The organism is Microbacterium croceum (assembly GCF_023091245.1).
Lineage (GTDB): Bacteria > Actinomycetota > Actinomycetes > Actinomycetales > Microbacteriaceae > Microbacterium > Microbacterium croceum.
Genome location: NZ_JAHWXN010000001.1, coordinates 1787913 through 1810930, shown reverse-complemented (window position 1 = coordinate 1810930; position 23018 = coordinate 1787913). Strand labels below are relative to the sequence as shown.

Below are 23018 nucleotides of genomic sequence, written 5' to 3'. Positions count from 1 at the left end.
ACGACACCCCGTAGCAGCACCTCCTCCCCCGATAGGCTGGCGAGGACGACGCCCCCGTAGCCCAATGGCAGAGGCAGGCGACTTAAAATCGCTTCAGTGTCGGTTCGAGTCCGACCGGGGGTACGCTCACTCTCCCGCGGCGTCGATCGTGGCTGCGTCGGCCCGCGCTGTGCGCGAGCGTAGTGTGCTCGCCTCGCGGATACGACGGATGACGAGCACGATCAGCGCCCCCGCGATCGCGGTGTACACGACGTAGTCGAGATAGCCGAGGTAGCTCTCGAGCTTCTCGTGCTGAGTGCCGAGCGCGGCGCCGGCACCGATGAGCATCGCGTTCCAGAGACCGCTGCCGATGATCGTGTACATGCTGAAGCGCACCAGGCCCATGCGCGAGGCACCGGCCGGTATCGAGATCAAGCTCCGGACTCCTGGCACCATCCGGCCGACCAGCACCGTCCATCCGCCGCTGCGCGCGAACCAGTGCGCCCCTCGATCCAGATCCGACCTGCTGACCAGGCGGGTGGCCGCGAGCAGCCGCACGGCCCGTTCCATTCCGATGGCGCGCCCCAGTGCGTAGAGCAGCAACGCACCGATCCACGAGGCGAGCGTGCTCCAGAAGATGAGCCAGCCGAGGTGCAGATCGCCGCTCTGGCTCAGGTAGCCCGCGAACGGCAGGATCACCTCGCTGGGGATGGGCGGGATCAGCACCTCGATGAACACCAGCACCCCGACGCCGATGTCTCCGAGAGCGGTGAGGATATCGGCGGCAAAACCGGTCAGTCCGGTGAAACCGTGGTCGGCGGCTGTCGCGACGGCAGCGGCGGGGCTCATGAAGGGCTCGTCTCTGTCAGGGGCTGTGGGAACAGGGTAGAAGACGCGGCTGAGTGGGGCGTTCAGGTGTTCGGGCGTTCATCTGCCGAACAGCGCCGCGCGACGCCCGAGATCGCCCCAGGCAGTCGACCTTCGTGGGGCGAAGCGGACCGGCGGGAGCCACCCCGTCAGGACGACGGCAGGGGCACCGCGAGCGCGCGGAAACGCGAAAGGCCCTCCCCGCGCGGGGAGGGCCTTTCGATGTGAGACGCTGCGGACTACTTGGCGGCAGCCTTCTCGGCGACGGGCTTCTTGGCAGGAGCCTTCTTCGCCGGAGCCTTCTTGGCCGGTGCCTTCTCCGCGACCTCGGCCGTGTCGGCGGCAGCCTTGTCGGCAGCAGACGCCTTGGCCGCAGGAGCCTTCTTCGCAGCCGGAGCCTTCGCGGCGGCCGGAGCAGCATCGGCAGCCGGACGCGGACGGGCGGCGAACTCCTCGAACACGTAGCGCGGGTTCTGCACGGTCTCGAGGTTCACGAGGTCGCGGCCGAGCCACAGGTTGTTCCACCAGCCCCAGATCACGCGGAACTTGCGCTCCCACGTGGGCATCGCGAGGCCGTGGTAGCCACGGTGCGCGACCCAGGCGACGAAGCCCTTGAGGGCGATCTTGCCGGACTGGAAGACACCGTTGTAGAGGCCGAGACCGGCGACGGCACCCAGGTTCTTGTGGACGTACTCCTTGGGGTCCTCTCCACGGAGCACGGCGACGAGGTTCTTCGCGAGCAGCTTCGCCTGACGCACGGCGTGCTGGGCGTTCGGCACGCAGAAGCCGCCGACGCCGCCACCGGACAGGTCGGGAACGGCCGACACGTCACCGGCGGCCCAGGCGCCCTCGACGAAAGCCTCCGGGGTTCCGACGCGCAGGTCGGCGCGGGTCTGGATGCGACCGCGCTCCTCGACCGGAAGGTCTCCGCCGCGGACGACGGTCGGGTTGGCCATGACACCAGCGGTCCAGACGATGACGTCGGTCGGGATGACCTCGCCCGTGGAGAGCTCGACGTTGCCGTCGACCGCACTGGTGAGCTGCGTGTCAAGGTGCACGTTGGCACCGCGCTTGGCGAGGTCCTTGAGCACCCACTCGCTCGTCTGCAGCGAGACCTCGGGCATGATGCGGCCCATCGCCTCGATGAGGTGGAAGTGCGTGTCCTCGAAGCGCAGCTGCGGGTACTTGCCCACCAGCGAGGAGGCCAGCGAGCGGAGCTCGGCGAACACCTCGATGCCGGCGAAGCCACCACCGACGACGACGACCGTGAGCAGGCGGTCGCGCTCCGGACCGGCGGGCAGCGAGGCGGCCTTGTCGAAGTTCGACATGACGCGGTCGCGGATCGCGACGGCTTCTTCGATCGTCTTCAGACCGATCGCGTTGTCGGCGATGCCCGGGATCGGGAACGTGCGCGAGACGGCACCGGCGGTCACGACGATCTGGTCGTACGCGAACTCGTACGGATCGCCCACAGGCGGCGTGATCGTCGCCGTCTTCTCGGCGTGGTTGATGTTGGTCACCTTCGCCGTGAGCACGTTGGTGCGCGTGAGGTGACGACGGTGGGCGACCACGGAGTGGCGAGCCTCGATCGAGCCGGCGGCGACCTCGGGAAGGAAGGGCTGGTACGTCATGTACGGCAGCGGGTCCACCATGGTGACCTCGGCCTCACCCTTGCGGAGGTGCTTCTCGAGCTTCCATGCGGTGTAGAAACCGGCGTAGCCGCCACCGACAATCAGAATCTTGGGCACAGGGGGACAACTCCTTGGAGTCAGGGTTTTGGCGCACGAAGAGAGCGCGCCGATCGGATGCGCCGGGCAGCAGCGGTGACGCCAAGCGCTATCAGGATACCAGGGACTGTGAGCGCGACGAGCGGCAGGGTACCGTAGCGCAGTGAATCAGCACTGGGAAGCAGCGGTGAACCGGGTTCGGTCGGCGCGTCGGCGTCCGGCAGCGGCGGGATCTCCACCGGCGTGATGGGCGCTTCGGTCTGCGGTTCGGCCTCTGCGCGACGGAACAGGCGCACCCATTCGGCGAGGTCGCCCATCGGGTTCTTGTCGACGGCGGGAAGGTCCGCATCGATCGCGGCGGCGGCATCGACCAGCCCGTAACCGTAGAGCGGATCGCTGGGCTTCTCGGCGCCGTCCACCGGGATGGCCGTCTTGATGATGCGGTTGATGACGTCGATGGCCTTGATGTCGGGGTGCGCGGAGCGGATGAGGGCCGCGATACCCGCGACGATCGGTGCCGCACCGCTGGTGCCGCTCCACGAGGCCAGCTTGCCGTCTGCCGACACTCCCAGCAGTCCTTCGCTGGGCGCGGAGATCCCGATCGTGATGCCCTGGGTCGACGCCTCCACGCTCGCGGTTCCGGTCTGGTCGACGCCGCCGACGGTGAGAACGCCGGGAATCGTCGCGGGGGCTCCGATGATACTCGTGCCGCTCCCCCGGTTGCCGGCCGCGACGACCACCACGACGTCGTGCTCGAAGGCGTAGAGGAACGCGTCGTCCCAGCTCTCATCCCAGTCGAGCGTGTTGGTGGTGAAGGAGAGGTTGATGATGTCGGCGCCGTTGTCGACGGCCCACCTCATACCCTTCGCGACCTGCTCCGTGAACGGAACGGCGGCGGCCGCTCCGAAGCCGACGGAGATCGAGAGGAGGTTCGCCTCCGGAGCGACTCCGATCATGCCGGTGCCGTCGGGAGCGCCGCGTCCGGCAGCGAGCGAGGCCACCCAGGAGCCGTGGTTGCCGTCGATCGCGCCGAGAGGGGTGCGACCGTCCGGGGTTCCGGTGCCGGAGACGTCGGTCCCACCGATGACCGCGTCGCCGAAGGTCGCCGGCACGATGCCGATACCGGTGTCGATCACGGCGATCGTGACGCCGTCGCCGCGGGTCGTCTGCCACGCCTCACGGATGCGGGCACCGTCGAGCCAGTACTCCGAGGCGCGCACCGGGTCGCTCGGGTCATCCGGGACCGGCCCCGGCGTCGCCGTCGCCCCGAGCAGCATCACGGATGCCGTCACCGCCGCGATGGCGACGACGCTGCGCAGCATCCGCCGCCGGATCATGCGTCCGGCTCGTCGCGCGTAGCGGCACCGGGGTCGTCGCAACGGCACCGTTCCGGCGACCAGGACGAGCGCGCGAGCGCCTCATCGCCGATCGGGTTCACACCGGGGCCCGCAGCGAGCGCGTGGCCGGCGAGTGCATGCAGGCACTTCACGCGGGTCGGCATGCCGCCGGCGGAGATGCCGTCGATCTCGGGGACCTCGCCGAACTGCGCACGATCGGCGAGGTAGGCCTGGTGCGCCGCGAGGTATGCCGCCGCGACCGACTCGTCATCGGCCAGCAGCGCGGAGAGCTCCGGCATGACCTGGGTGGCCTCGAGCGTCGACATCGCGGCGGTCGCCGCCGGGTGGGTCAGGTAATAGAACGTGGGGAACGGCGTGCCGTCCGGCAGGCGCGGGGTCGTCGCGACCACGGTCGGGTTGCCGCACACACACCGCGCGGCGATGCCGACGACACCCCGGGCCAAGCGTCCGAGCTGAGCGGATACGACGGCGAGCTCGGCGGAGGTCGGGGCAGGGAAAGGCGGCGTGGTCACCCCTCCAGCGTAGGGGAGGCTGCCGGGAGGATGCTCCGAGGCCGCGGTCAGCGCGCGACCGCGGCGGTGTCGCTGAGCCCCGCAGAGGTGAGGGTTCGCAACAGCTGCGGCATCCAGTCGGAGGGCTTCTCCTCGAGGGTGTCGCTCACCGGGTCCTGTTCACGGGGCAATGCCGCGGGGTCGAGGTCATTGTCGATGAGATACACGACCTCGCCGGGCTTGACGTAGTACAGGCGTTCACGCGCCTGGGTGGTGATGTACGCGGGGTCTTGCCACCGCTCGCGCTCGTGCACGAGAGCGGCGATCTGTTGCTCGCTCACGTGGACGGACGCCTCGAGGGCCGCGATCTTCTGCCGCTGGTCGATGAACGTGCCCAGCGTCGGCACGAGCACCCAGGCGCCCAGAACGACCAGCGAGAGCATGATGACCGAGAACGCCGAGAGGCGGATACCGGACGCCCACTCGCGCACGTCGACACGAGGGGGCTCTGCTGTTGCGGTCCGTGTCCGGGGCTTCCGGGCTGACGAGGATGCCGTCGGAGCCTTCGCCGGAGACGCCGAAGGAGGAGCCGGTCGTCGTGCCACGGCCCCTCCTTCGTCATGCCGCTACGATGGCGGCTTCATCTTGCCGCTACGCGGCTGCTCCAGTGTCAGCTGCGCTCAGGCCTTGGCGCGCGGGAACGCCGAACGACCGGCGAAGACCGCGGCGTCGCCGAGTTCTTCCTCGATGCGCAGGAGCTGGTTGTACTTCGCGACACGCTCGCTGCGCGCAGGAGCACCCGCCTTGATCTGACCCGCGTTGGTCGCGACGGCCAGGTCGGCGATGGTGGTGTCCTCGGTCTCGCCCGAACGGTGCGAGAGCATCGCCGTGTAGCCCGAACGCTGAGCAAGGCTGACCGCGTCGAACGTCTCGGTCAGGGTGCCGATCTGGTTGACCTTCACCAGGAGCGAGTTGGCCACGCCGCGCTTGATGCCGTCGGCGAGACGCTGCGGGTTGGTGACGAACAGGTCGTCACCCACCAGCTGCACCTTGGAGCCCAGCGCGTCGGTGAGCATCTTCCAGCTGTCCCAGTCGTCCTCGGCCAGGGCGTCCTCGATCGTGACGATCGGGAAGTCGTTCACCAGGCCGACGTAGTACTCGGTGAGCGCCGCCGCGTCCCAATCCTTGTTGTCGAGGCGGTAGACGCCGTCCTTGAAGAACTCGGTGGCGGCGACGTCGAGGCCGAGCGCGATGTCGGTGCCGGGCGTGAAGCCGGCCTTCTCGATCGCCTTGACGAGGAAGTCGAGGCCCTCGCGGTTGCTGGGCAGGTCGGGGGCGAAACCGCCCTCGTCGCCGAGGCCGGTCGCGTAGCCGGCGGCCTTGAGCTCGGCGCGCAGCACGTGGTACGTCTCGACGCCCCAGCGCAGTGCCTCGGAGTAGGTGTCCGCGCCGATCGGGGCGAGGAAGAACTCCTGCATGTCGATACCGTTGTCGGCGTGCTCTCCGCCGTTGATGACGTTGAACAGCGGAACGGGCAGCACGTGCGCGTTCGGTCCACCGAGGTAACGGAACAGGGGCAGATCGGCCGAGTCGGCGGCGGCCTTGGCGACCGCCAGGCTCACCCCGAGGATCGCGTTGGCGCCGACGCGCTTCTTGTTCTCGGTGCCGTCGACCTCGTTGAGGATCTCGTCGACGATGCGCTGCTCGCTCGCCTCCACGCCCTCGAGTGCCGGGCCGAGCTCGTCGATGACGGCCTCGACGGCCTTGAGCACGCCCTTGCCGCCATAACGGCCCTTGTCGCCGTCACGCAGCTCGTACGCCTCGAACGCGCCCGTGGACGCGCCGGACGGGACGGCCGCCCGCTGGACGATGCCGTCGTCGAGGAGCACCTCCACCTCAACGGTCGGGTTACCGCGCGAGTCCAGAATCTCGCGTGCGCCTACAGCCTCGATCAGTGCCACTGATGTGCTCCTTGCTCAGGGAAAACGTTGTGTGGAGCGTCGTCGATCCGCGCCCAGTCTAGCCCGACCCTTCGACGGGCTCAGGGACCTTCCCTGGGAGACAGGGCCCCACCGCGGCGCGGGGATCGAGTAGCCGCCGCGAGACGGGATCGATGCTCAGAGGACGACGGCGAGCGCGACGCCATCCCACCCTTTGATGCCCACGGTCTGCAGGGCGGTCGCGTCGAAGCGCGGGTCCTCCCCCAGCATTCGCAGTCCGTCCCTCGTGCCGATCACCTTCGCGTCATCGGAGTCGTCGCGCACGATCTCGCCTTCCCTGCCGATGTTGTCGAGCACGACCACGGTGCCGGGGTGTCCGAGCTTCGCGGCCCAGTCGAGGTAGATCGTGTTGGACTCCTTGTCGGCGTCGATGAAGACCAGGTCGAACCCGCCGACCAGGGTGGGCAGCACGTCGACTGCCCGTCCGATGCGGATGTCGACGTGGTCGCCGACCCCTGCCGCATCGATGCTGGCCCGCGCGACGGCGGCGTTGGCCGCTTCCGCCTCGACCGTGACGACGCTCCCCTCCGGGCCCACGGCGCGGGCGAGCCAAATCGTGGAGTAGCCGCCGAGCGTGCCGATCTCGAGCACGCGGCGCGCGCCACTGATGCGCGCGAGCAGGTTCAGCAGCTTTCCCGCGACGGGTGCGACCTCGATGGCGGGCATCCCGGCGTTGCGCTGCGCGGCGAGCGCGGCCTCCAGGGCAGGATCGTGGCCGACCAGGACTTCGGCGAGGTAGGCGTCGGTAAGGGACCAGGCATCAGCGGTGGGTTCCATCAGCCCAGCAAACCCCGCGACGAGAGGAGCGTCAAGGCCCGTCCCGTCGACGCCGTCAGGAGCGCGGAGGTGAGAGCAGGCGACCCCGGGTACCAGCCAATTCGGGCTGCGGGCGGAACTGCCCGGTCACCACCAGCACCAGCACCACGACGGCGATCACGATCCACGCGGCGACTCCGAGCGGCCCCGCCAGCGCCATGTCGGGCTGCGACGCGGCGAAGACCAGAACGAGCCCGCCTGCCGCGTTGAGCGAGCCGTGGGCGATGACTGCGGGCCAGACCGAGGCCGAGCGCAGACGCAGCCAGCCGAACAGGATGCCCCACGCCACGCAGCCGCCGATCATGAAGAGCACGCCGGTGATGTCGGTGCGGCCGAAGTTGTACCCCAGGAGGATCACCGGGCTGTGCCAGACGCCCCAGATCACCCCGCTGAGGAGCAGCGCGGGCCAGGTGCCGAGCGGACGCAATGCCGGAACGAGCCACCCCCGCCAGCCGAGTTCCTCACCGAAGGCGAAGATGCCGTTGAAGAGCGCCCCGACAGGGATGATCGCGAGCTGGGCGACCACGACGACCGCGATGGGCGGCATCGTCGTCCCCTCGGGCAGCGCCTTCGCGAGCTGCGCGGACAGGCCCGCGAATGTGGGATCGAGCGTCACGAAGCCGAGTGCGGCAGCCACGAGGATGCTCACGCCGACCAGCAGCGGTGGCACGAGCCAGGCGAGCAGGAGCATCCAGATCACGCGCTTCGCGGGACGCAGAGGCCAGACTCCGAGGAACCGTGCACGCGCGCCCCGTGCGGGAACCCGCAGCGCGAAGGTGACGATGAGCGCGGCGACCGCCGGAGTCCACATCATGACCGGAAGCAGCACAGGCGTGAGAGGCTCGGACAGGCCGTGTCCGAGCCAGAACGGAAGGGCGACGAGCCAGGCCAATCCGCATGCGAGCACGACGAACGCGACCACCGCGAACCAGGGCACACGGCGAACGGTGTTCTCGAGGGAATCGGTCATGGGTCAGCCGTCCTTCCGAGACGCGGTCGCGAGGACCGCCGCCCCTGTCCGTGCATCGTCGACCGTCACGACGAAGCGGCGTCCGTCTGCGCGGGTCACCTCGAGTCCTGGGCCCTTTCTCAACACGACACCGCGGCGACCGTCGGTGCCGATGCGGTATCCCCAGCCGCCGAACTCGGCGAAGGGATCGACCTCGATTGCGCGAACGCTCACGATCCGGTCCGCGGGAATGACGATCCTCGGCCAGCCCACGGTCGAGCGAACCTGGAGCCCGGCGGCGCTCGCCTGCACCCGGAACGACAGCGAGGTCGCGACCGCGCCGACCAGGAACAGGGCGACAGCTGCGGTGATCCACCAGGCGGCGACACCCTGCGCAAGCAGCAGCACGGCCATGGCGATGCTGATGAAGACGCCGACGCCCAGGACGATCTGACCGGAACGCGCGATCGTCACCGTCTCGATCCACACCGCGCGCTCATGATCCGCCAACGGGATGGGCGTCGCCGGAGCATCGGACGGACCCGCGGACGGAGCGAACGGCGGCTGGAGGAACCATCCCAGGACCCCCAGGCAGAGCATGACGGCGAAGCCGGCGAAGACCCAGGGGGTGATGTCGGGAGCGTCGGCAGCATCCGCGAGCCCCCGCTGCACGCCGACCGAGAAGAGTGCCACGAGTGACATCAAGCCGGCGGAGGCGAGGTTCGCCGCTCCGAGGAAGCGCGCTGTCGCCGACCACTGCGGACCGTCCGGCGTCGGCTCTCCGCCGCCCCTCGGCATCTTGTGCGCGAGCAGGGCGATGAGAGCGAACAGGGCGAGCATTCCGCCACCGATGCCGATGAGGATGACCAGGTGGATCCAGCGGGGACCGTAGCCGTCCACGCCGTCGCTGCCCCAGTGGATGGCCGATGGATCAGGGATCTCCGGCAACCAGACCAGAACGACGATGGCCGACAGCGTGATCATGGCGGAAGGGATCATCACCCCCACCCACCAGAAGGCGCGACGGGCACGGCGGATGTCGGCGTTCATGCGGATGTCTCCTTGATCAAGGCGGCGAGAGTGGCGGGGGAAAGTCCGAGGGCGGCGGCGCGTGCGACCAGCGCGGAGATGTCCTGCGACAGCTCCGCCAGGGGGGCGGCCGATCCGGAGATCACGGCACCGCGACCGCGGCGCAGGTCGATCAGGCCCTCGTCGCGGAGCTGCTGGTAGGCGCGGAGCACCGTGTGCAGGTTGATCTCCAGGGCGTCGGCGAGTTCACGTGCGGACGGCAGACGATCGCCGGGCGACACGCGGCCGGCGACGATGTCGGCCCGCACGGATGCCGCGACCTGCTCGTAGAGCGGGGCCCCGCTGCTCATGTCGACCTTGATCAGCATCGGTCCTCCACTAATTGGCTTAATTCTAGTGAAACTAGAACAATTGTGGCAACCCTCCACTCGACTGCACCGCGACGACCTGTTGGGCCACACTGACGCCATGCGCATCACACCCCGCCGTCTCGCCGTCGGCATGAGCCTGTGGATCCCGAACCTGTTCAGCGGAATCCGCATCCGCCGTTTCAGCGAGGACTGGACGCACGCGACAGTGGAGCTGCACGTGAACGTGTTCACGCGCAACTACGTCAAGACCGCATTCGGCGGGTCGATGTCGGCCATGACCGACCCGTACTTCTTCATGCTGGTGATGCACCAGCTCGGGCGCGACTACATGGTGTGGGACACGCGCGGGGAGATCGAGTTCCTCAAGCCGGGACGTGGAGTGCTCACGGCGGAGTTCGCCGTCTCGAAGGAGAGAGCCGAGGAGATCCGCGAACGGGCTCACGGCGGCGCCAAGGTGCTCGAATGGTTCGAGACCGTGATCACCGACCGCGACGGCGACATCGTCGCGAGGGTGCGCCGCGAGGTCTACATCCGCGAGAAGAAGCGCGTCACGGCTTCTCGACGCTGACCGCTCGACACCGAGGAACCGCCGAGACGGTCGTCAGAACTTGCCACCGGGGTAGACATCGTCGGGAAGCACGAAGCACGCGGAACCCCCATCGATCTGGATCGTCTCTTCGCCCAGTTCGCCGACGAGATATCCCTCTGCCGACTCAGACGAGGTGAGGTGCAGTTCGTAGGCTCCGCCGCCGTCAGTCCTGGAGCTCATCTCGAATCGCGAGTCGTCATTGAAGGCCTGTTCGATCTCCCGGACCACCGCATCGATATCCGTGCCCGGCTGAATAGTGACAGTCGCGACCCCCTTCCAACGGTGTCCGACAGGATCGCAGGAGAACAGGCGTCCTGACTCCTGGTGCTCAACCCCGACGACCACGTCGGCAGGCACGAGATCCGCGATCTCCTTCATCACATCTTGCGTCGTCGCCTTGGCGTCTTCCCACGTAAGCGATTCATCCACCTTCTCGCCTCTTTCCGCTGAGTCACAGCCAACGCACACAGCCACCACCAATCCGGCCAGAACTCCGAAGTACGCGACTCTTCGAATCATTCCAAGACCTTCCTCTCGATGTCTCTCAAGGCTTCATCATTGTCGTCGCTGTTGGTGGTGATCAGGTTGTGATTGTCCATCAGCACCCCGATGCCATCAAGCGGGACATACACCGCCGGTTGCCCGCTCGATGGGACGACGGCCGTGTCTGCCAGTTCATCGTCATGCGGTCCTTCGTAGTAGTCGCCGTGGTCGAAAGCCGGATGCTCCCGCGGGTTGTTCCCGTCCCACACCACTCCGAGGTTCTGCCCGGACTGCAGGATGTCGTTGTAGGAGAAGTCGATGTACGTCGTGTCTCGTCCAGGCTTCCACGCCTCGGGCATCCCCGCCCCGGACAGCGAGATCACCTTGTCGTAGTAGTACGGCCTGTGGGGAATCGGCGGCCATGAGTGCGTCGAGGAAGTCCCGCGCCTCGAGTGTCACCGGCACGCTCTCGGACGGGACCAGAGCCCGCACTGCGGAATCGTACGCCTCATCCCATGCCTCGAAGTGCCGCTCGTACTCGACCCACAGGTCGTTCAGTGCCTGCTCGGATCGATCTCGCGCACCAATCCATTCCGCCGCCTCGTCTTCTGCCTTCTCAAGTGCGTCACGGTCATCGAGACGCGACGCCGCCAACGCACCACGGCCGGCGCTGTCGGCGGCCCGCCCCAGCTTCTCCCACTGAGCGTGCGCTGCCTCGACGAGCTCGAACTGGTCCACCCAACGTGACATCGTCCCCACATCGCCCGCGATCCTCTCCAGCGGGTATCCGCGGTTCGGAGAAGTGAGACTCACGGCTACTCCTCGCCCGTCAGCTCGACATCGAGGTCGGAATACCGATCCGTGATGTTCGGAAGAGTGGCCTTCAGCGCAGCGCTCGCCTCCTGAGGCGCGAGTATGGCCTCACGCAGCGCCTCGACCTGCCGATCCACCGCAGCCTTCAACACGTATCGGCCGATGGGCGCATCCACTCCGGCATCACCGCCGACAAGATCACCTCCCGTTCACCGGCGCATGCCACGATGGCGGGATGCCCCTCGCGCGACGACTGAAGACCGGCGATGCCGTGGCCATCGGTCTCGGATCGATGATCGGCGCCGGAGTCTTCTCGGTGTGGGCACCGGCGATCGGCGTCGCGGGCGGCGGTGTGCTGATCGCCCTCGCCATCGCCGCCGTGGTCGCCTACTGCAACGCCACCGCATCGGCGCAGCTGGCGGCGGCGCATCCGGTCGCCGGCGGCACCTACGCCTATGCCAGAGCGGAGATCGGACCGTGGTGGGGGTTCATCGCGGGCTGGAGCTTCGTGGTCGGCAAGATCGCGAGCTGCGCGGCCATGGCGATGACCTTCGCCGCCTATGCCGCGCCGTCCGGATGGCAGCCCGCCGTGGCCGGGCTGGCCGTCGCCGCCCTCGCCGCCGTCAACTGCTTCGGGGTGACCCGCACGGCGCTGCTCACCCGCATCCTCGTGGCGTGCTCACTGCTCGGACTCGCGGTCGTCGTCGCGTTCGGCCTCGCGGGATCCCCGTCCGCGGCACCGATCAGCCCGCAGAGCGCCACGGCGTACGGCGTGCTGCAGGGCGCCGGTCTGCTGTTCTTCGCCTTCGCCGGATACGCCCGCATCGCCACCATGGGCGAGGAGGTGGTCGATCCGGCGCGGACCATCCCCCGGGCGATCACCCTCGCCCTCGCCGGCGCCGTGATCGTCTACACGCTGGTCGGGATCACCGTACTGACCGTGCTCGGCGAGAGCGCAACCACGAGCACGGCTCCGCTGGCCGACGTCGTCGCGGCGGTGGGATGGGCGCCACTGGAGCCGCTCGTGCGGATCGCGGCGGCTGCCGCCTCGCTCGGGGCGTTGCTCGCTCTGCTCACCGGCATCGGACGGACGACCCTCGCCATGTCACGCGAGCGTGACGTGCCGACCTTCTTCGCGAAGGTCGACGAACGCTGGCAGGTGCCGCGTCGAGCCGAGATCGCGATCGCCCTCCTCGTGATCGCCATCGTGCTGGTGGCCGATCTGCGGGGAGCGATCGGCTTCTCCTCGTTCGGCGTGCTCACGTACTACCTGATCGCGAACGCGGCGGCGTTCCGGCAAGAGGGTGCGGCCCGCCGGTACCCGCGCGCACTGCAGGTCCTCGGCGCGCTCGGCTGCCTGCTGCTGGTGAACACGCTGCCCGTCGTCGCCTCGCTCGCGGGCACCGGGGTCATCGTGGCCGGAGTCGTGTATCGCCTGGTGCGGATGCGTGTGCAGCGCCCGCGCACCTGACCTACTCGCTCAGTCCGGCTCGGTAGCTGCGAGGCGCGAGACCCAGCACGGACTGGAAGTCACGGGTGAGGTGTGCATGATCGGCGTAACCGAGCTCGGCGGCGATCGCCGCCAGATCCGCCCGCGGATCCTCGCGCACCAGCTGCGCCGCTTCCTGAAGACGACGGCGACGGATCATCGCGGCCGGCGAGACCCCCACATAACGATGAGCCATGCGCTGCAGCGTGCGCACCGACACGGCGAGCCGTGTCGCCGCCTCGACGGGGGTGAGTGCGGCCTCCGCTCCCCCGAGGACGTCGACGAGTGCATTCGCCTGGCGGGCGGACTCGTCCAGACGGCCGACGCGCTCGACGAGCCATCGCGAGAACGTCTCGACGGCGCGCTCCCGATGCCCCGCACCGGATGCCATCGCTGCAACGATCTCGGCGTGAAGTGACGGCTCCGTCAGGGCGCGCGCGGTGTCGACGAGCGCGGCGGGGTCGTCGGTCAGGGCCGCCACCGCCGCAGGCCGCAAGAGTGCACCCACCGCCCAGCCGCGGCCGCGCAGATCGCGATGCGACGCCCTGGTCGTCGGCCCCGACAGCGCGACTCCCTCGTGCTCGACCACCAGATTGAGCGCGGGATACCCGACGATCTCCTGCCGCGAGAAGCCACCCTGCTCGATATCCCACTCCGGGATCCAGAACCACGCCACGAGCTCCGCGGCAGCACCGGTCGCCGGAAGGCGGTGGAACTCCGGCAGGCGCTTCGGATACAGCACGCCGCCGGATGAGTTCACCATGCGCTCAGCGTAGGGTCCTCCGAGGACATCCGCGCTCCCCTCACCAGCGGGTGAGGCCTGTCGCGGATCTTCAAGCCCGCGGCATCCTCCCGGTCCTACCGTGGGCTCATGAGCACTGAGATCCCCACCACCGGCGTCACCGGCACCCACACGACCGCGGGGCGTCCGCACAGCGCGACGTCGCTGACGCCCTTCCTCGCGATCCCCGATGCGGCGCGCGCCATCGAGTTCTATCGCGACGTGTTCGGCGCCCGCGTCGTGGATGTCACCGAGTTCGGCGGTGTCGTCGCCCATGCCGATCTCGACTTCGGCACCGGCATGCTGCAGCTCGGCGATCCGAATCCGGAGTACCACCTCGTCCCCTCCCCTGCGGGCGACGACGACTGCTATTCGATGGGACTGTACGTGCCGGACGTCGATGCGGTCGTGGAACGCGCCGTCGAGGCCGGGGCCACGGTGCGTGAGGCCCCCTCGCATTTCGTGTCGGGCGACCGCTACGCGAGCATCCGCGACCCGTTCGGGGTGCGCTGGTCGATCATGACCCGAGTGGAGGACCTGTCCGACGAGGAGAGCGCGAGGCGCGTCGCGGAGTGGGCGGCAGCGTTCAGCGCGGCTCCGACGGACGCGGCTCCGGCGGAAACGACGAGCTGAGCGCCGCCTCCGCGGCACGGTGCACCGCCGGGAGCAGTGCCTCGGCGGTGCGCCGGTAGCCGAGCGGACTCGGGTGGAACCGGTCCATGCTGAACATCTCCTCCGGTTCGTCGAAGAAGAGCGGGCCGACGGCGCGGCGCAGGTCTACGAGCGCGGCTCCGGCCTGCCGGGCCGTCTCTGCCTGGGATGCTGCCAGACGACGCGACATGCTCGATGCGAGCCGCCGCAGCGGCTGCGGCACCGCCCGCAACGCCCCCAGATCGGGGCACGTGCCGACCACGACCTGCGCACCGCGCTCCCGCAGCCGAGCGATCGCCGCGTGCAGATGGCTCGTCGAGACCGCGACGGGCAGTCGGTGCGTCACGTCGTTGCCGCCGACGACGATCACTGCGACGTGCACCTTCGTCTCCGCGGCGAGCGCATCGATCTGGTTGTCGAGGTCAGGCGACTCCGAGCCGACGACCGCGAGAGTGCGCAGCCGCACCGGCCGGTGCATCCGCCGGCCGAGCCCCTTGGCGAGGCGGCCTCCGAGCGTCTCCTTGCGCCGCGCAGCGCCGAGCCCCGCGACCAGTGAATCGCCCAGCAGCACCAGCTCGATCGGCTCCCCCTCGAACGAGGGGCGCCAGACCCGGTCGGCGTCGAGCGAGTCCTCGCCGAGCGGCTTCCCGATCCTGCGGCGCGCGATCGCCGCCTGACGCGCAAGCAGCGTCCGCCCACCGAGCAGCAGCCCGGAGACCGCGACCACCGCTCCCGTGACCACGAGGCGCGTTCGACCCATGCCCCGATTCGACCGCGCCCGCGTGAACGCACCGTGAACGGCATCCGTCGTTCGGCATCCGGCATCCGGCATCCGGCGCGCGAAATCCGGCGCGACCTGCAAGAGAAAGCGCCGAATGCAGGAGGAAACGCCGTCAGATGATCCTGCAGGTCGCACGATCTCCTGCATTCGGCACGGGGCACGGGGCGCGAAGCACCACGCACCGACACAGCGCCAGGGCGCGCCGACGACCGGGCGCCGGCACCGAGCAGAGACCCGGTCAACTCAAGGGCTTGACCTCGAGGTCGGCCGCGCCGGCGCTGACCGTCGCGAAACCGGTGTAGCCCTCGGCGGATGCCCGCTCGAGCAGCGCCTTGAGGTTCTTGGTGCGACGCTCCAGTCGCACCCGGGCGCCGGTGCCGATCAGCGCAGTCTTGTGAGCCAGCAGCTCAGCGACCGGCACATCGGCATCGTGGATCAGGACGATCGCCTGCGCCTCGGCATCCGCCCCCGCGGTGACCAGGTCGACCAGACGCTCGAAACCGAGCGAGAACCCGACCGCGGGCACCTGCTGGCCGAGGAAGCGACCGATCATGCCGTCGTAGCGCCCGCCGCCACCGAGCGAGTAGTCGACGGAGGGGTGTGCGAGCTCGAAGATCGTGCCGGTGTAGTACCCCATGCCGCGCACGAGGAACGGGTCGAAGACGAGCGGGATGTCGGACTGCCCGCGCCCCGCTGCGACGGCCTCGCCGATGCCGACCAGGTGCGAGACGATCTCGTCCGGCGCGTTCTCTGGCAGTGCCGTGCGGATCTGGCGTTCCCCGAACGGGTGGTACTCCATGGTCTGGGGGCGGCGGAGGAAGCCCTCGAACGCGTCGACCGGCCGGAGATCCGGTTCCTGAGCCTGACGAAGGGCACGCTCGCGCAGTTCTGCCGCCACACCGTCCGGCCCGATCTTGTCGAGCTTGTCGATCGTGATGAGCACGCCGGGTCGCTCCTCTGCGGCGAAGCCGAAGCTGTCGAGCATCCAGTCCAGCACACGCCGGTCGTTGATCCGCACGGTCGCACCGTCGAGCCCGAGCGCATCGACCGCGTCGAGGGACGCGACCATGAGTTCGGCCTCGGCGCGCGAGGAGTCGTCGCCCATGATGTCGATGTCGCACTGCACGAACTGGCGGTAGCGGCCCTTCTGCGGACGCTCGGCACGCCACACGGGCCCGATCTGGATCGAGCGGAAGACGGCGGGCAGCTGACCGCGGTTGCTGGCGTAGAAGCGGGCCAGCGGGACGGTCAGGTCGTAACGCAGCCCGAGGTCGGAGAGCGCCGCGGGATCATCGGCGGCGTTGCGGATCGCCTCGGCGTCGAGGCCTCGGCGCAGCACGTTGTAGGCGAGCTTCTCGTTGTCTCCGCCGATCCCCGCGTGCAGGCGGCTGTACTCCTCGACGACCGGGGTCTCGATCTCATCGAATCCATGAGCGAGGTAGCGCTCGCGGATGATGGAGAGCACACGCTCACGGCGGGCCTTGTCGGCGGGGAGGATGTCGCGCATGCCGCGCGGCGGGTTCACAGTAGCCACAGAACCATCTTCCCAGGTCTGCCGACGCCACCGTGTCGTGCGGTCAGATGCTCGACTCCACCGCTCGCACGTCGGCCTCCACGGTGCGCAGCCGCTCGCGCAGGGCGCGCTCGGCGTCCCAGCCGTTCGTGCGGGCGCGATCGACCAGGGCGAGCAAGGCATCGCCGAGCTCGGCCTCGGTGGCGGGCCCGGCCACCGTCGTCGACGCCGGCATCGCCACGCCCACACCGGCGGCGCGCCCGACGAGCTTCTGCGCGAGGGCAAGAGCCGGCATCCCCCGCGGCACCCCGTCGAGGACGCTGCTCCTGGTGCGCTTCTCCGCCGCTTTCGCGGCGTTCCAGTGCACCAGCACCTCTTCCGGTGTGCGCGCCACGGCATCCGCGAAGACGTGCGGATGCCGGCGCACCATCTTCTCGGTCAGCGTGCGGGCCACGTCGTCGATGTCGAAAGGATCGTCCGGGTCCTGTGCGGCGATCGCCGCGTGGAACAGCACCTGCCAGAGCAGATCGCCGAGCTCCTCCCGCAGATCGGCGCGCGTTCCGCTCTCGACCGCATCGATCACCTCGTGCGATTCCTCGATCAGATACGGCACCAGGTCTCGGTGCGTGATGCGCTGCGACCACACGCACCTCTCGCGCACGGCGTGCATGGTCTCGGCCGCCGCACGGAGCGGATCATGCTCGTGTTCGTTCTCCGCCTGCGTCGACACGGATCCTCCTTGCTCGAGAGACGGCTCTGACGCCGCAGTCATGAGACCGCTCCCGCCAGACGTCGATAGGAACGGGCCCGCAGCGACACCAGCACCGCGGAGATGACCAGCGCGACGAGCGAACCCACCAGCACACCCAGGATCGCCTGGTCGCGGATCGATGCGTCCGATGCGAACGCCAGGTTGGCCAGGAGCAGCGACACCGTGAACCCGATGCCGCCCAGCGCTCCCGCCGCGAGCAGGTCGCCGAAGGGCAGCGCGGGCGCTGAACCCTTCGGCCGGAGTCGCATCCCCACCCAGCCGAAGATCGTGATCCCGATGATCTTGCCCACCGGGAGCGCGACCACGATGGCCCAGAACGCCGGAGACAGCTCAGCCGGAGACAGCGCCGGGATCACGACGAATGCAGCCACGAGCGCGAACACCGGCAGAATCGCCCCGTTCACCAGGGGCTCCAGCACGTGCCGCGTGCGCTCCGCCGGGGCCGGCGTCATCACCAACCCCAGCAGCACACCCGCGATCGTGGCGTGGATGCCGGATGCGGCGACGAGCCCCCAGGCGACGATGCCGATGATGATCATGGCGACCACGAGGACCGGACGGCCCCGCGCAGCGATGATCCGGCTCAGCACGGCGAACGCGGCCACCGCCACCACGGCGATCGCCAGCAGCAGCCACTGCACGTCGTGCGCGAAGAGCACCGCGATGAAGATGATGCCGATGATGTCGTCGAGGATCGCGAGCGCCAGCAGGAACACCCGGACCGAAGACGGGAGTCCTCGTCCGAACATCGCCAGCACGCCGAGCGCGAACGCGATGTCGGTCGCGGTGGGGATCGGCCAGCCGAGCACGGTCGCGTCGCCACCGGCGATCAGCAGATAGACCGCGATCGGCACCAGCACGCCCCCGGTCGCGGCGATGGCGGGCTGCAGCGCCTTGCGAGGCGAGTCCAGCTCGCCATGCGTCAGCTCGTGGCGCAGTTCGATCGCCACCACGAAGAAGAACACCGCGAGCAGTCCGTCGGAGACCCAGTGCGCGATCGAGAGGTCGAGCCCGGTACCCGGCACCGCGATGTGGAAGTCGAGGACGGCGGCGACCGCATCGTGCGTGGGCAGATTGGCGAGCACCAGGCCGACCCCCGCTGCCAGGAGCAGCAGGACGGCGGGGAACTGCTGCCCGCGGAGGGGGTTCGCTGAGATGCGCATCGTCTCCATGCTAGGTCGGCCGGCGTCGGCGCGCGGGAGAGCATCGCGACGTCACGGCGATTCGCGCACTGCACCCTTCGGGGTCGACGAGACGCTGTCACGTCGTGTCATGCGTGTCATGCGCGCTTCCGAGCCGGGATACGCTCGAAGCGTGACCCCCGAACACACCTTCCCCGAGCCCACGAACACCGAGGCCATCCGCGTGATCGGCCGCTTCGAGGCCGGCCGCGGCATTCCCGATGCGATGCGCAACGACGTCAGGATGCTCGGCGTCCTGCTCGGACAGGTGCTGCGCGAAGCCGGCGGCGACGACCTGTTCGAAGACGTCGAGCGCCTGCGACTCGCGACGATCCAGGCCTACGACGAGGAGACTCCGGACGCCTTCGACCGCGCTGCCGCGATCGCGGAGTCGTTCACGGTCGCGCGGGCCGACCAGGTCGCCCGTGCCTTCACCTGCTACTTCCACCTGGTGAACCTCGCTGAGGAGCACCAGAGGGTGCGCGTGCTGCGCGAGCGGGCGGGCCAGCCCGGCCGGGAGGATGCGGCAGACACGGTCGCCACCGCGTACGCGCGGCTGAAGAGCGAGGTCGGAGAGGACGAGGCCCTCCGTCGGCTGGAGGGTCTCCGCTTCCACCCGGTCTTCACCGCGCACCCCACCGAGGCGCGGCGTCGCGCAGTCTCGTCGAGCATCCGCCGCCTGTCCGACCTGCTGACCCAGCACGACGCGGCGAGCGCCGGCGGAGCCGAAGCGCATCGCGCCCAGCGCCGCATGCTCGAGGAGATCGACACGCTGTGGCGTACCGCCCCGCTGCGCTCCCAGAAGCCCTCTCCGACGGATGAGGTGCGCACCGTCATGGGTGTCTTCGACGAGACGCTCTTCACCACCGTCCCGCATGTGTACCGCCGCATCGACGACGCACTCCGCGGCGAGGACTCCGGATCCAGCGCACCCATCGTCCCGGCATTCGTCCGCGTCGGGTCCTGGGTCGGCGGCGACCGTGACGGCAACCCGTTCGTGACCGCGTCGGTCACGCGTGAGGCGTCGGACATCGCGGCCGATCACGTGCTCCGCGGACTCGAGCGCGCGCACGAGCGCATCGGCCGCACACTGACCCTGGACGCCGAGGGCACTCCTCCCAGCACCGAGGTGATCGCCCTGTGGGAGCGCTTCGCCGCCGCGGAGCCCGGCATCGCCGGAGAGCTCGCCACCCGTTCCCCTGACGAGCCGCACCGCCGTGCACTCCTGGTGCTCGCCCGCCGCATCGCCGCGACCAGGATCGGAGAGGGCGAGCTGCGCTACTCCGGCCCCGAGGAGCTTCTGGCCGACCTGCGCAGCGTGCAGTCGTCGCTCGTCGCCGCGGGTGCGAAGCGCCATGCCTTCGGCGGCGTGCAGCATCTGATCTGGCAGGTCGAGACGTACGGCTTCCATCTGACCGAGCTCGAAGTGCGCCAGCACTCCCAGGTGCACGCGAAGGCTCTCGCCGAGCTCGAGGCCGGAGCGGCGATCAGTGCGCAGACCGAGGAGGTGCTGGAGGTCTTCCGCGTGATCGCCGACATCCAGCGCGACCGCGGTCTGCGTGCGGCCGGACGCTACGTGGTCTCGTTCACGCAGGCGGCCTCCGACCTCGCGAATGTGCACCGGCTCGCGAAGCACGCGCTCGGTGACGATGCCCCTGTGCTCGACGTGGTCCCCCTGTTCGAGACCTTCGCCGACCTTCAGGCCGCGCCCGCGATCCTCGCCGAAGCCGTGACCTTCCCCGAGTTCCGGGCGCGCATGGCCGAGACCGGCAACAAGCTGGAGGTCATGCTCGGATACTCCGACTCGTCGAAGGACGTCGGCCCCGTCGCCGCGAACCTCGCGCTCTACGAAGCGCAGGAGAAGATCGCGCAGTGGGCGCAGGAGTCCGACATCGAGCTCACTCTGTTCCACGGCCGCGGTGGCGCACTGGGCCGCGGCGGCGGACCGGCCAACTCCGCGATCCTCGCGCAGCCCCCGCACTCGGTGGACGGCCGCTTCAAGCTCACCGAGCAGGGCGAGGTCATCTTCGCGCGCTATGGCGAGCCCGCCATCGCGATGCGCCACATCGACCAGGTCGCCGCCGCCACGCTGCTGGCCTCCTCGCCGACGGTCGAGGCGCGCACCAGCGGCGCAGCGGCCCGGTACGCCGAGGTCGCGGCCACCATGGATGCGGCATCGCGTGAGCGCTTCTTCTCACTCGTGAAGGCAGAGGGCTTCGCTCCGTGGTTCGCCACTGTCACCCCGCTCGAGGAGATCGGGCTGCTGGCTCTCGGCTCCCGTCCCGCACGCCGTGGGCTCTCGGTGGAATCGCTCGAGGATCTGCGGGCGATCCCATGGGTGTTCGCGTGGACTCAGGCACGCATCAACCTCGCCGGCTGGTTCGGGCTGGGCACTGCGCTCCAGGCCGTCGGCGACGAAGCGCTGCTCGTCGAGGCGTACCGCGAGTGGCCGCTGCTGCGCACCATGATCGACAACGTGGCGATGAGCCTCGCCAAGACCGATGAGCGCATCGCCCGGCAGTACCTCGCGCTCGGCGACCGCGACGACCTCGCCGCGCTGGTGCTCGACGAACTCGCTCTGACGCGCGAGTGGGTCATCAGGCTCACCGGTGGTGACGGACTGCTGGTCAACAAGCCCGTGCTCCAGCGGGCCGTGCAGTTGCGCAGCCCCTACGTCGACGCCCTGTCGCTTCTGCAGCTGCGCGCTCTTCGCGCCCTGCGCTCGGCCGGCGACACCGAAGCGACCGGCTCCGGCGCGGACGCCGAACAACAGCGGCTTCTGTTGCTCTCGGTCAGCGGAGTCGCTGCCGGCCTGCAGAACACCGGGTGACAACCGGCCGTCCGAGCAGACCTCCCTCAGGCTCCCGCTAGAGTGAAAAGTCGCGCCCGATCCGGCGCCCGCTCACGCGACACGATCGCCTGCACCATCATCCCCCTCCAGAAAGCACCATCCGCGTGACCGCAACGACTTCCGCCTTCCATCCGCTCGCCACCGCCGTACAACCCGTGTTCGACACCGTGCTGACGCGCAGCCCGCACGAACCGGAGTTCCACCAGGCCGTGCACGAGGTGCTGCACTCCATCGCACCGGTGCTCGATCGACACCCGGAGTACGTCGACGGCGGCATCCTCGATCGTCTGGTCGAGCCGGAGCGCCAGATCCTCTTCCGCGTGCCGTGGATCGACGACAGCGGCAAGCTGCAGGTCAACCGCGGCTACCGCATCCAGTTCTCCTCGGTGCTCGGCCCGTACAAGGGCGGACTCCGTTTCCACCCCTCGGTGAACCTCTCGATCATCAAGTTCCTGGGCTTCGAGCAGATCTTCAAGAACGCGCTCACGGGTCAGGGCATCGGCGGCGGCAAGGGCGGGTCGGATTTCGACCCCCACGGCAAGTCCGACGCCGAGGTCATGCGCTTCTGCCAGTCGTTCATGAACGAGCTCTACCGTCACCTCGGCGAGCACACCGACGTCCCCGCGGGCGACATCGGTGTCGGTGGCCGTGAGATCGGCTACCTCTTCGGCCAGTACCGCAAGGTCACCAACCGTCACGAGTCCGGCATGTTCACGGGCAAGGGCACCGGATGGGGCGGCGCAGAGGTGCGCACCGAGGCCACCGGCTACGGCGCGGTGTTCTTCGCGCAGGAGATGCTCGCGGTTCACAGCGACTCGCTCGCGGGCAAGCGCGTCGGCATCTCGGGATCCGGCAACGTCGCGATCTACGCGATCCAGAAGGCGACCCAGCTCGGGGCGACCGCCGTCACGGCATCCGACTCCTCCGGCTACGTCGTCGACGACGCCGGCATCGACCTCGACCTGCTCCGTCAGCTCAAGGAGGTCGAGCGCGCTCGCATCGTCGAGTACGCGAACCGCCGCCCCAGCGCCCGCTTCGTCGAGGGCGGCAGCGTCTGGGAGGTTCCGGTTGACATCGCCGTGCCGTCCGCAACGCAGAACGAGGTGAGCCTGGCCGACGCCGAGACGCTCATCGCCAACGGCGTTCGCGCCGTCTCCGAGGGCGCCAATATGCCCTGCGTTCCCGAGGCCGTCGAGGCGTTCCAGAAGGCCGGAGTGCTCTTCGCTCCCGGCAAGGCGGCCAACGCCGGTGGCGTCGCGACCTCTGCCTTGGAGATGAGCCAGAACGCGTCCCGTCAGCGCTGGACCTTCGGCGACAGCGAGAACAAGCTGCGCGAGATCATGGCCGACATCCACAGCGCCGCCTTCGACGCGGCCGAGCGTCACGATGTCGCGGGTGACTACGTGGCAGGGGCGAACATCGCCGGCTTCGAGCGCGTGGCCGCCGCGATGCTCGCCCAGGGCGTCATCTGATCAGCGACCGATTCACGCGGAAGAGCCGCCTCCCTTCTCGGGAGGCGGCTCTTCT

23 protein-coding genes and 1 tRNA gene are annotated in these 23018 nt (G+C 69.1%); 6 read left to right on the top strand and 18 right to left on the bottom strand.

All coding sequences use genetic code 11. From position 1 onward, the window contains the following. Positions 1-50 precede the first annotated feature (50 nt). Positions 51-123, top strand: a tRNA-Leu gene (locus tag KZC51_RS08530). Positions 124-126: 3 nt separating this feature from the next. Here the strand turns inward: KZC51_RS08530 and KZC51_RS08525 are convergent. From KZC51_RS08525 to KZC51_RS08480, 10 genes are all read right to left on the bottom strand, one after another. Further along, positions 127-828: a DedA family protein gene (locus tag KZC51_RS08525; RefSeq protein WP_247629560.1), complete on the bottom strand. Its 702-nt coding sequence runs from the start codon at positions 826-828 to the stop codon at positions 127-129. Positions 829-1085: 257 nt separating this feature from the next. Next, positions 1086-2594 carry an NAD(P)/FAD-dependent oxidoreductase gene (locus KZC51_RS08520; RefSeq protein WP_247629559.1) on the bottom strand — a complete coding sequence of 503 codons (1509 nt, stop codon included), beginning with the start codon at positions 2592-2594 and terminating at the stop codon, positions 1086-1088. A gap of 20 nt (positions 2595-2614) precedes the next feature. Then, positions 2615-3910, bottom strand: coding sequence for a S8 family peptidase (locus KZC51_RS08515; RefSeq protein ID WP_247629558.1), 1296 nt, complete (start codon positions 3908-3910; stop codon positions 2615-2617). After that, a complete protein-coding gene (locus tag KZC51_RS08510; protein WP_247629557.1) occupies positions 3907-4443 on the bottom strand; it encodes a DUF501 domain-containing protein in 537 nt (178 codons plus the stop codon). The genes KZC51_RS08515 and KZC51_RS08510 overlap by 4 nt, the downstream gene beginning before the upstream one ends. 47 nt (positions 4444-4490) lie before the next feature. Then, positions 4491-4913 carry an FtsB family cell division protein gene (locus tag KZC51_RS08505; RefSeq protein ID WP_247629556.1) on the bottom strand — a complete coding sequence of 141 codons (423 nt, stop codon included), beginning with the start codon at positions 4911-4913 and terminating at the stop codon, positions 4491-4493. Between the two features lie 189 nt (positions 4914-5102). After that, complete coding sequence (gene eno / locus KZC51_RS08500) at positions 5103-6383, bottom strand: phosphopyruvate hydratase (protein ID WP_247629555.1); 1281 nt, start codon at positions 6381-6383, stop codon at positions 5103-5105. A gap of 156 nt (positions 6384-6539) precedes the next feature. After that, positions 6540-7199, bottom strand: coding sequence for an O-methyltransferase (locus KZC51_RS08495; RefSeq protein ID WP_247629554.1), 660 nt, complete (start codon positions 7197-7199; stop codon positions 6540-6542). 55 nt (positions 7200-7254) lie between these two features. Further along, complete coding sequence (locus tag KZC51_RS08490; RefSeq protein ID WP_247629553.1) at positions 7255-8208, bottom strand: CPBP family intramembrane glutamic endopeptidase; 954 nt, start codon at positions 8206-8208, stop codon at positions 7255-7257. A 3-nt stretch (positions 8209-8211) separates the two neighbouring features. Then, complete coding sequence (locus KZC51_RS08485; RefSeq protein WP_247629552.1) at positions 8212-9237, bottom strand: DUF1648 domain-containing protein; 1026 nt, start codon at positions 9235-9237, stop codon at positions 8212-8214. Next, complete coding sequence (locus KZC51_RS08480) at positions 9234-9584, bottom strand: GntR family transcriptional regulator (protein ID WP_247629551.1); 351 nt, start codon at positions 9582-9584, stop codon at positions 9234-9236. Before KZC51_RS08480 ends, KZC51_RS08485 begins: the two co-directional genes overlap by 4 nt. Positions 9585-9684: 100 nt before the next feature. Here KZC51_RS08480 and KZC51_RS08475 point away from each other — a divergent pair, with 100 nt between their 5' ends. Then, positions 9685-10155 (top strand): PaaI family thioesterase, encoded by a 471-nt coding sequence (locus KZC51_RS08475; protein ID WP_247629550.1) that lies wholly within the window; start codon positions 9685-9687, stop codon positions 10153-10155. Between the two features lie 33 nt (positions 10156-10188). Here KZC51_RS08475 and KZC51_RS08470 read toward each other — a convergent pair whose 3' ends face one another. The 3 genes from KZC51_RS08470 to KZC51_RS08460 form a co-directional block, all read right to left on the bottom strand. After that, positions 10189-10695 (bottom strand): hypothetical protein, encoded by a 507-nt coding sequence (locus tag KZC51_RS08470; RefSeq protein WP_247629549.1) that lies wholly within the window; start codon positions 10693-10695, stop codon positions 10189-10191. Then, on the bottom strand, positions 10692-11042 hold the full coding sequence (locus KZC51_RS08465; RefSeq protein WP_247629548.1) for a hypothetical protein: 351 nt from the start codon (positions 11040-11042) through the stop codon (positions 10692-10694). The genes KZC51_RS08470 and KZC51_RS08465 overlap by 4 nt, the downstream gene beginning before the upstream one ends. A gap of 432 nt (positions 11043-11474) precedes the next feature. Next, positions 11475-11648 carry a hypothetical protein gene (locus tag KZC51_RS08460; RefSeq protein ID WP_247629547.1) on the bottom strand — a complete coding sequence of 58 codons (174 nt, stop codon included), beginning with the start codon at positions 11646-11648 and terminating at the stop codon, positions 11475-11477. Positions 11649-11707: 59 nt separating this feature from the next. Here KZC51_RS08460 and KZC51_RS08455 point away from each other — a divergent pair, with 59 nt between their 5' ends. Then, positions 11708-12943 carry an APC family permease gene (locus tag KZC51_RS08455; protein WP_247629546.1) on the top strand — a complete coding sequence of 412 codons (1236 nt, stop codon included), beginning with the start codon at positions 11708-11710 and terminating at the stop codon, positions 12941-12943. Position 12944: 1 nt separating this feature from the next. Here KZC51_RS08455 and KZC51_RS08450 read toward each other — a convergent pair whose 3' ends face one another. After that, on the bottom strand, positions 12945-13724 hold the full coding sequence (locus KZC51_RS08450) for an AraC family transcriptional regulator (protein WP_247629545.1): 780 nt from the start codon (positions 13722-13724) through the stop codon (positions 12945-12947). A gap of 108 nt (positions 13725-13832) precedes the next feature. Here KZC51_RS08450 and KZC51_RS08445 point away from each other — a divergent pair, with 108 nt between their 5' ends. Then, the gene (locus KZC51_RS08445; RefSeq protein ID WP_247629544.1) at positions 13833-14375 is read left to right on the top strand and encodes a VOC family protein; all 543 of its coding nucleotides are present in this window, start codon (positions 13833-13835) and stop codon (positions 14373-14375) included. Here the strand turns inward: KZC51_RS08445 and KZC51_RS08440 are convergent. The 4 genes from KZC51_RS08440 to KZC51_RS08425 all read right to left on the bottom strand — a co-directional run bounded on the left by KZC51_RS08440 (position 14329) and on the right by KZC51_RS08425 (position 18622). Further along, positions 14329-15153: an SGNH/GDSL hydrolase family protein gene (locus KZC51_RS08440; protein ID WP_247629543.1), complete on the bottom strand. Its 825-nt coding sequence runs from the start codon at positions 15151-15153 to the stop codon at positions 14329-14331. The two genes, KZC51_RS08445 and KZC51_RS08440, sit on opposite strands and share 47 nt — an antisense overlap. Positions 15154-15412: 259 nt before the next feature. Next, a complete protein-coding gene (locus KZC51_RS08435; RefSeq protein ID WP_247630618.1) occupies positions 15413-16681 on the bottom strand; it encodes a histidine--tRNA ligase in 1269 nt (422 codons plus the stop codon). 70 nt (positions 16682-16751) lie between these two features. Further along, a complete protein-coding gene (locus KZC51_RS08430; protein ID WP_247630617.1) occupies positions 16752-17357 on the bottom strand; it encodes a nucleoside triphosphate pyrophosphohydrolase in 606 nt (201 codons plus the stop codon). Positions 17358-17455: 98 nt separating this feature from the next. After that, on the bottom strand, positions 17456-18622 hold the full coding sequence (locus tag KZC51_RS08425; RefSeq protein ID WP_247629542.1) for a Na+/H+ antiporter NhaA: 1167 nt from the start codon (positions 18620-18622) through the stop codon (positions 17456-17458). Positions 18623-18773: 151 nt separating this feature from the next. Here KZC51_RS08425 and KZC51_RS08420 point away from each other — a divergent pair, with 151 nt between their 5' ends. Both KZC51_RS08420 and gdhA read left to right on the top strand, forming a co-directional pair. Beyond that, the gene (locus KZC51_RS08420; RefSeq protein ID WP_247629541.1) at positions 18774-21470 is read left to right on the top strand and encodes a phosphoenolpyruvate carboxylase; all 2697 of its coding nucleotides are present in this window, start codon (positions 18774-18776) and stop codon (positions 21468-21470) included. A 125-nt stretch (positions 21471-21595) separates the two neighbouring features. Beyond that, positions 21596-22963: an NADP-specific glutamate dehydrogenase gene (gene gdhA, locus KZC51_RS08415; RefSeq protein WP_247629540.1), complete on the top strand. Its 1368-nt coding sequence runs from the start codon at positions 21596-21598 to the stop codon at positions 22961-22963. Positions 22964-23018: the final 55 nt, after the last annotated feature.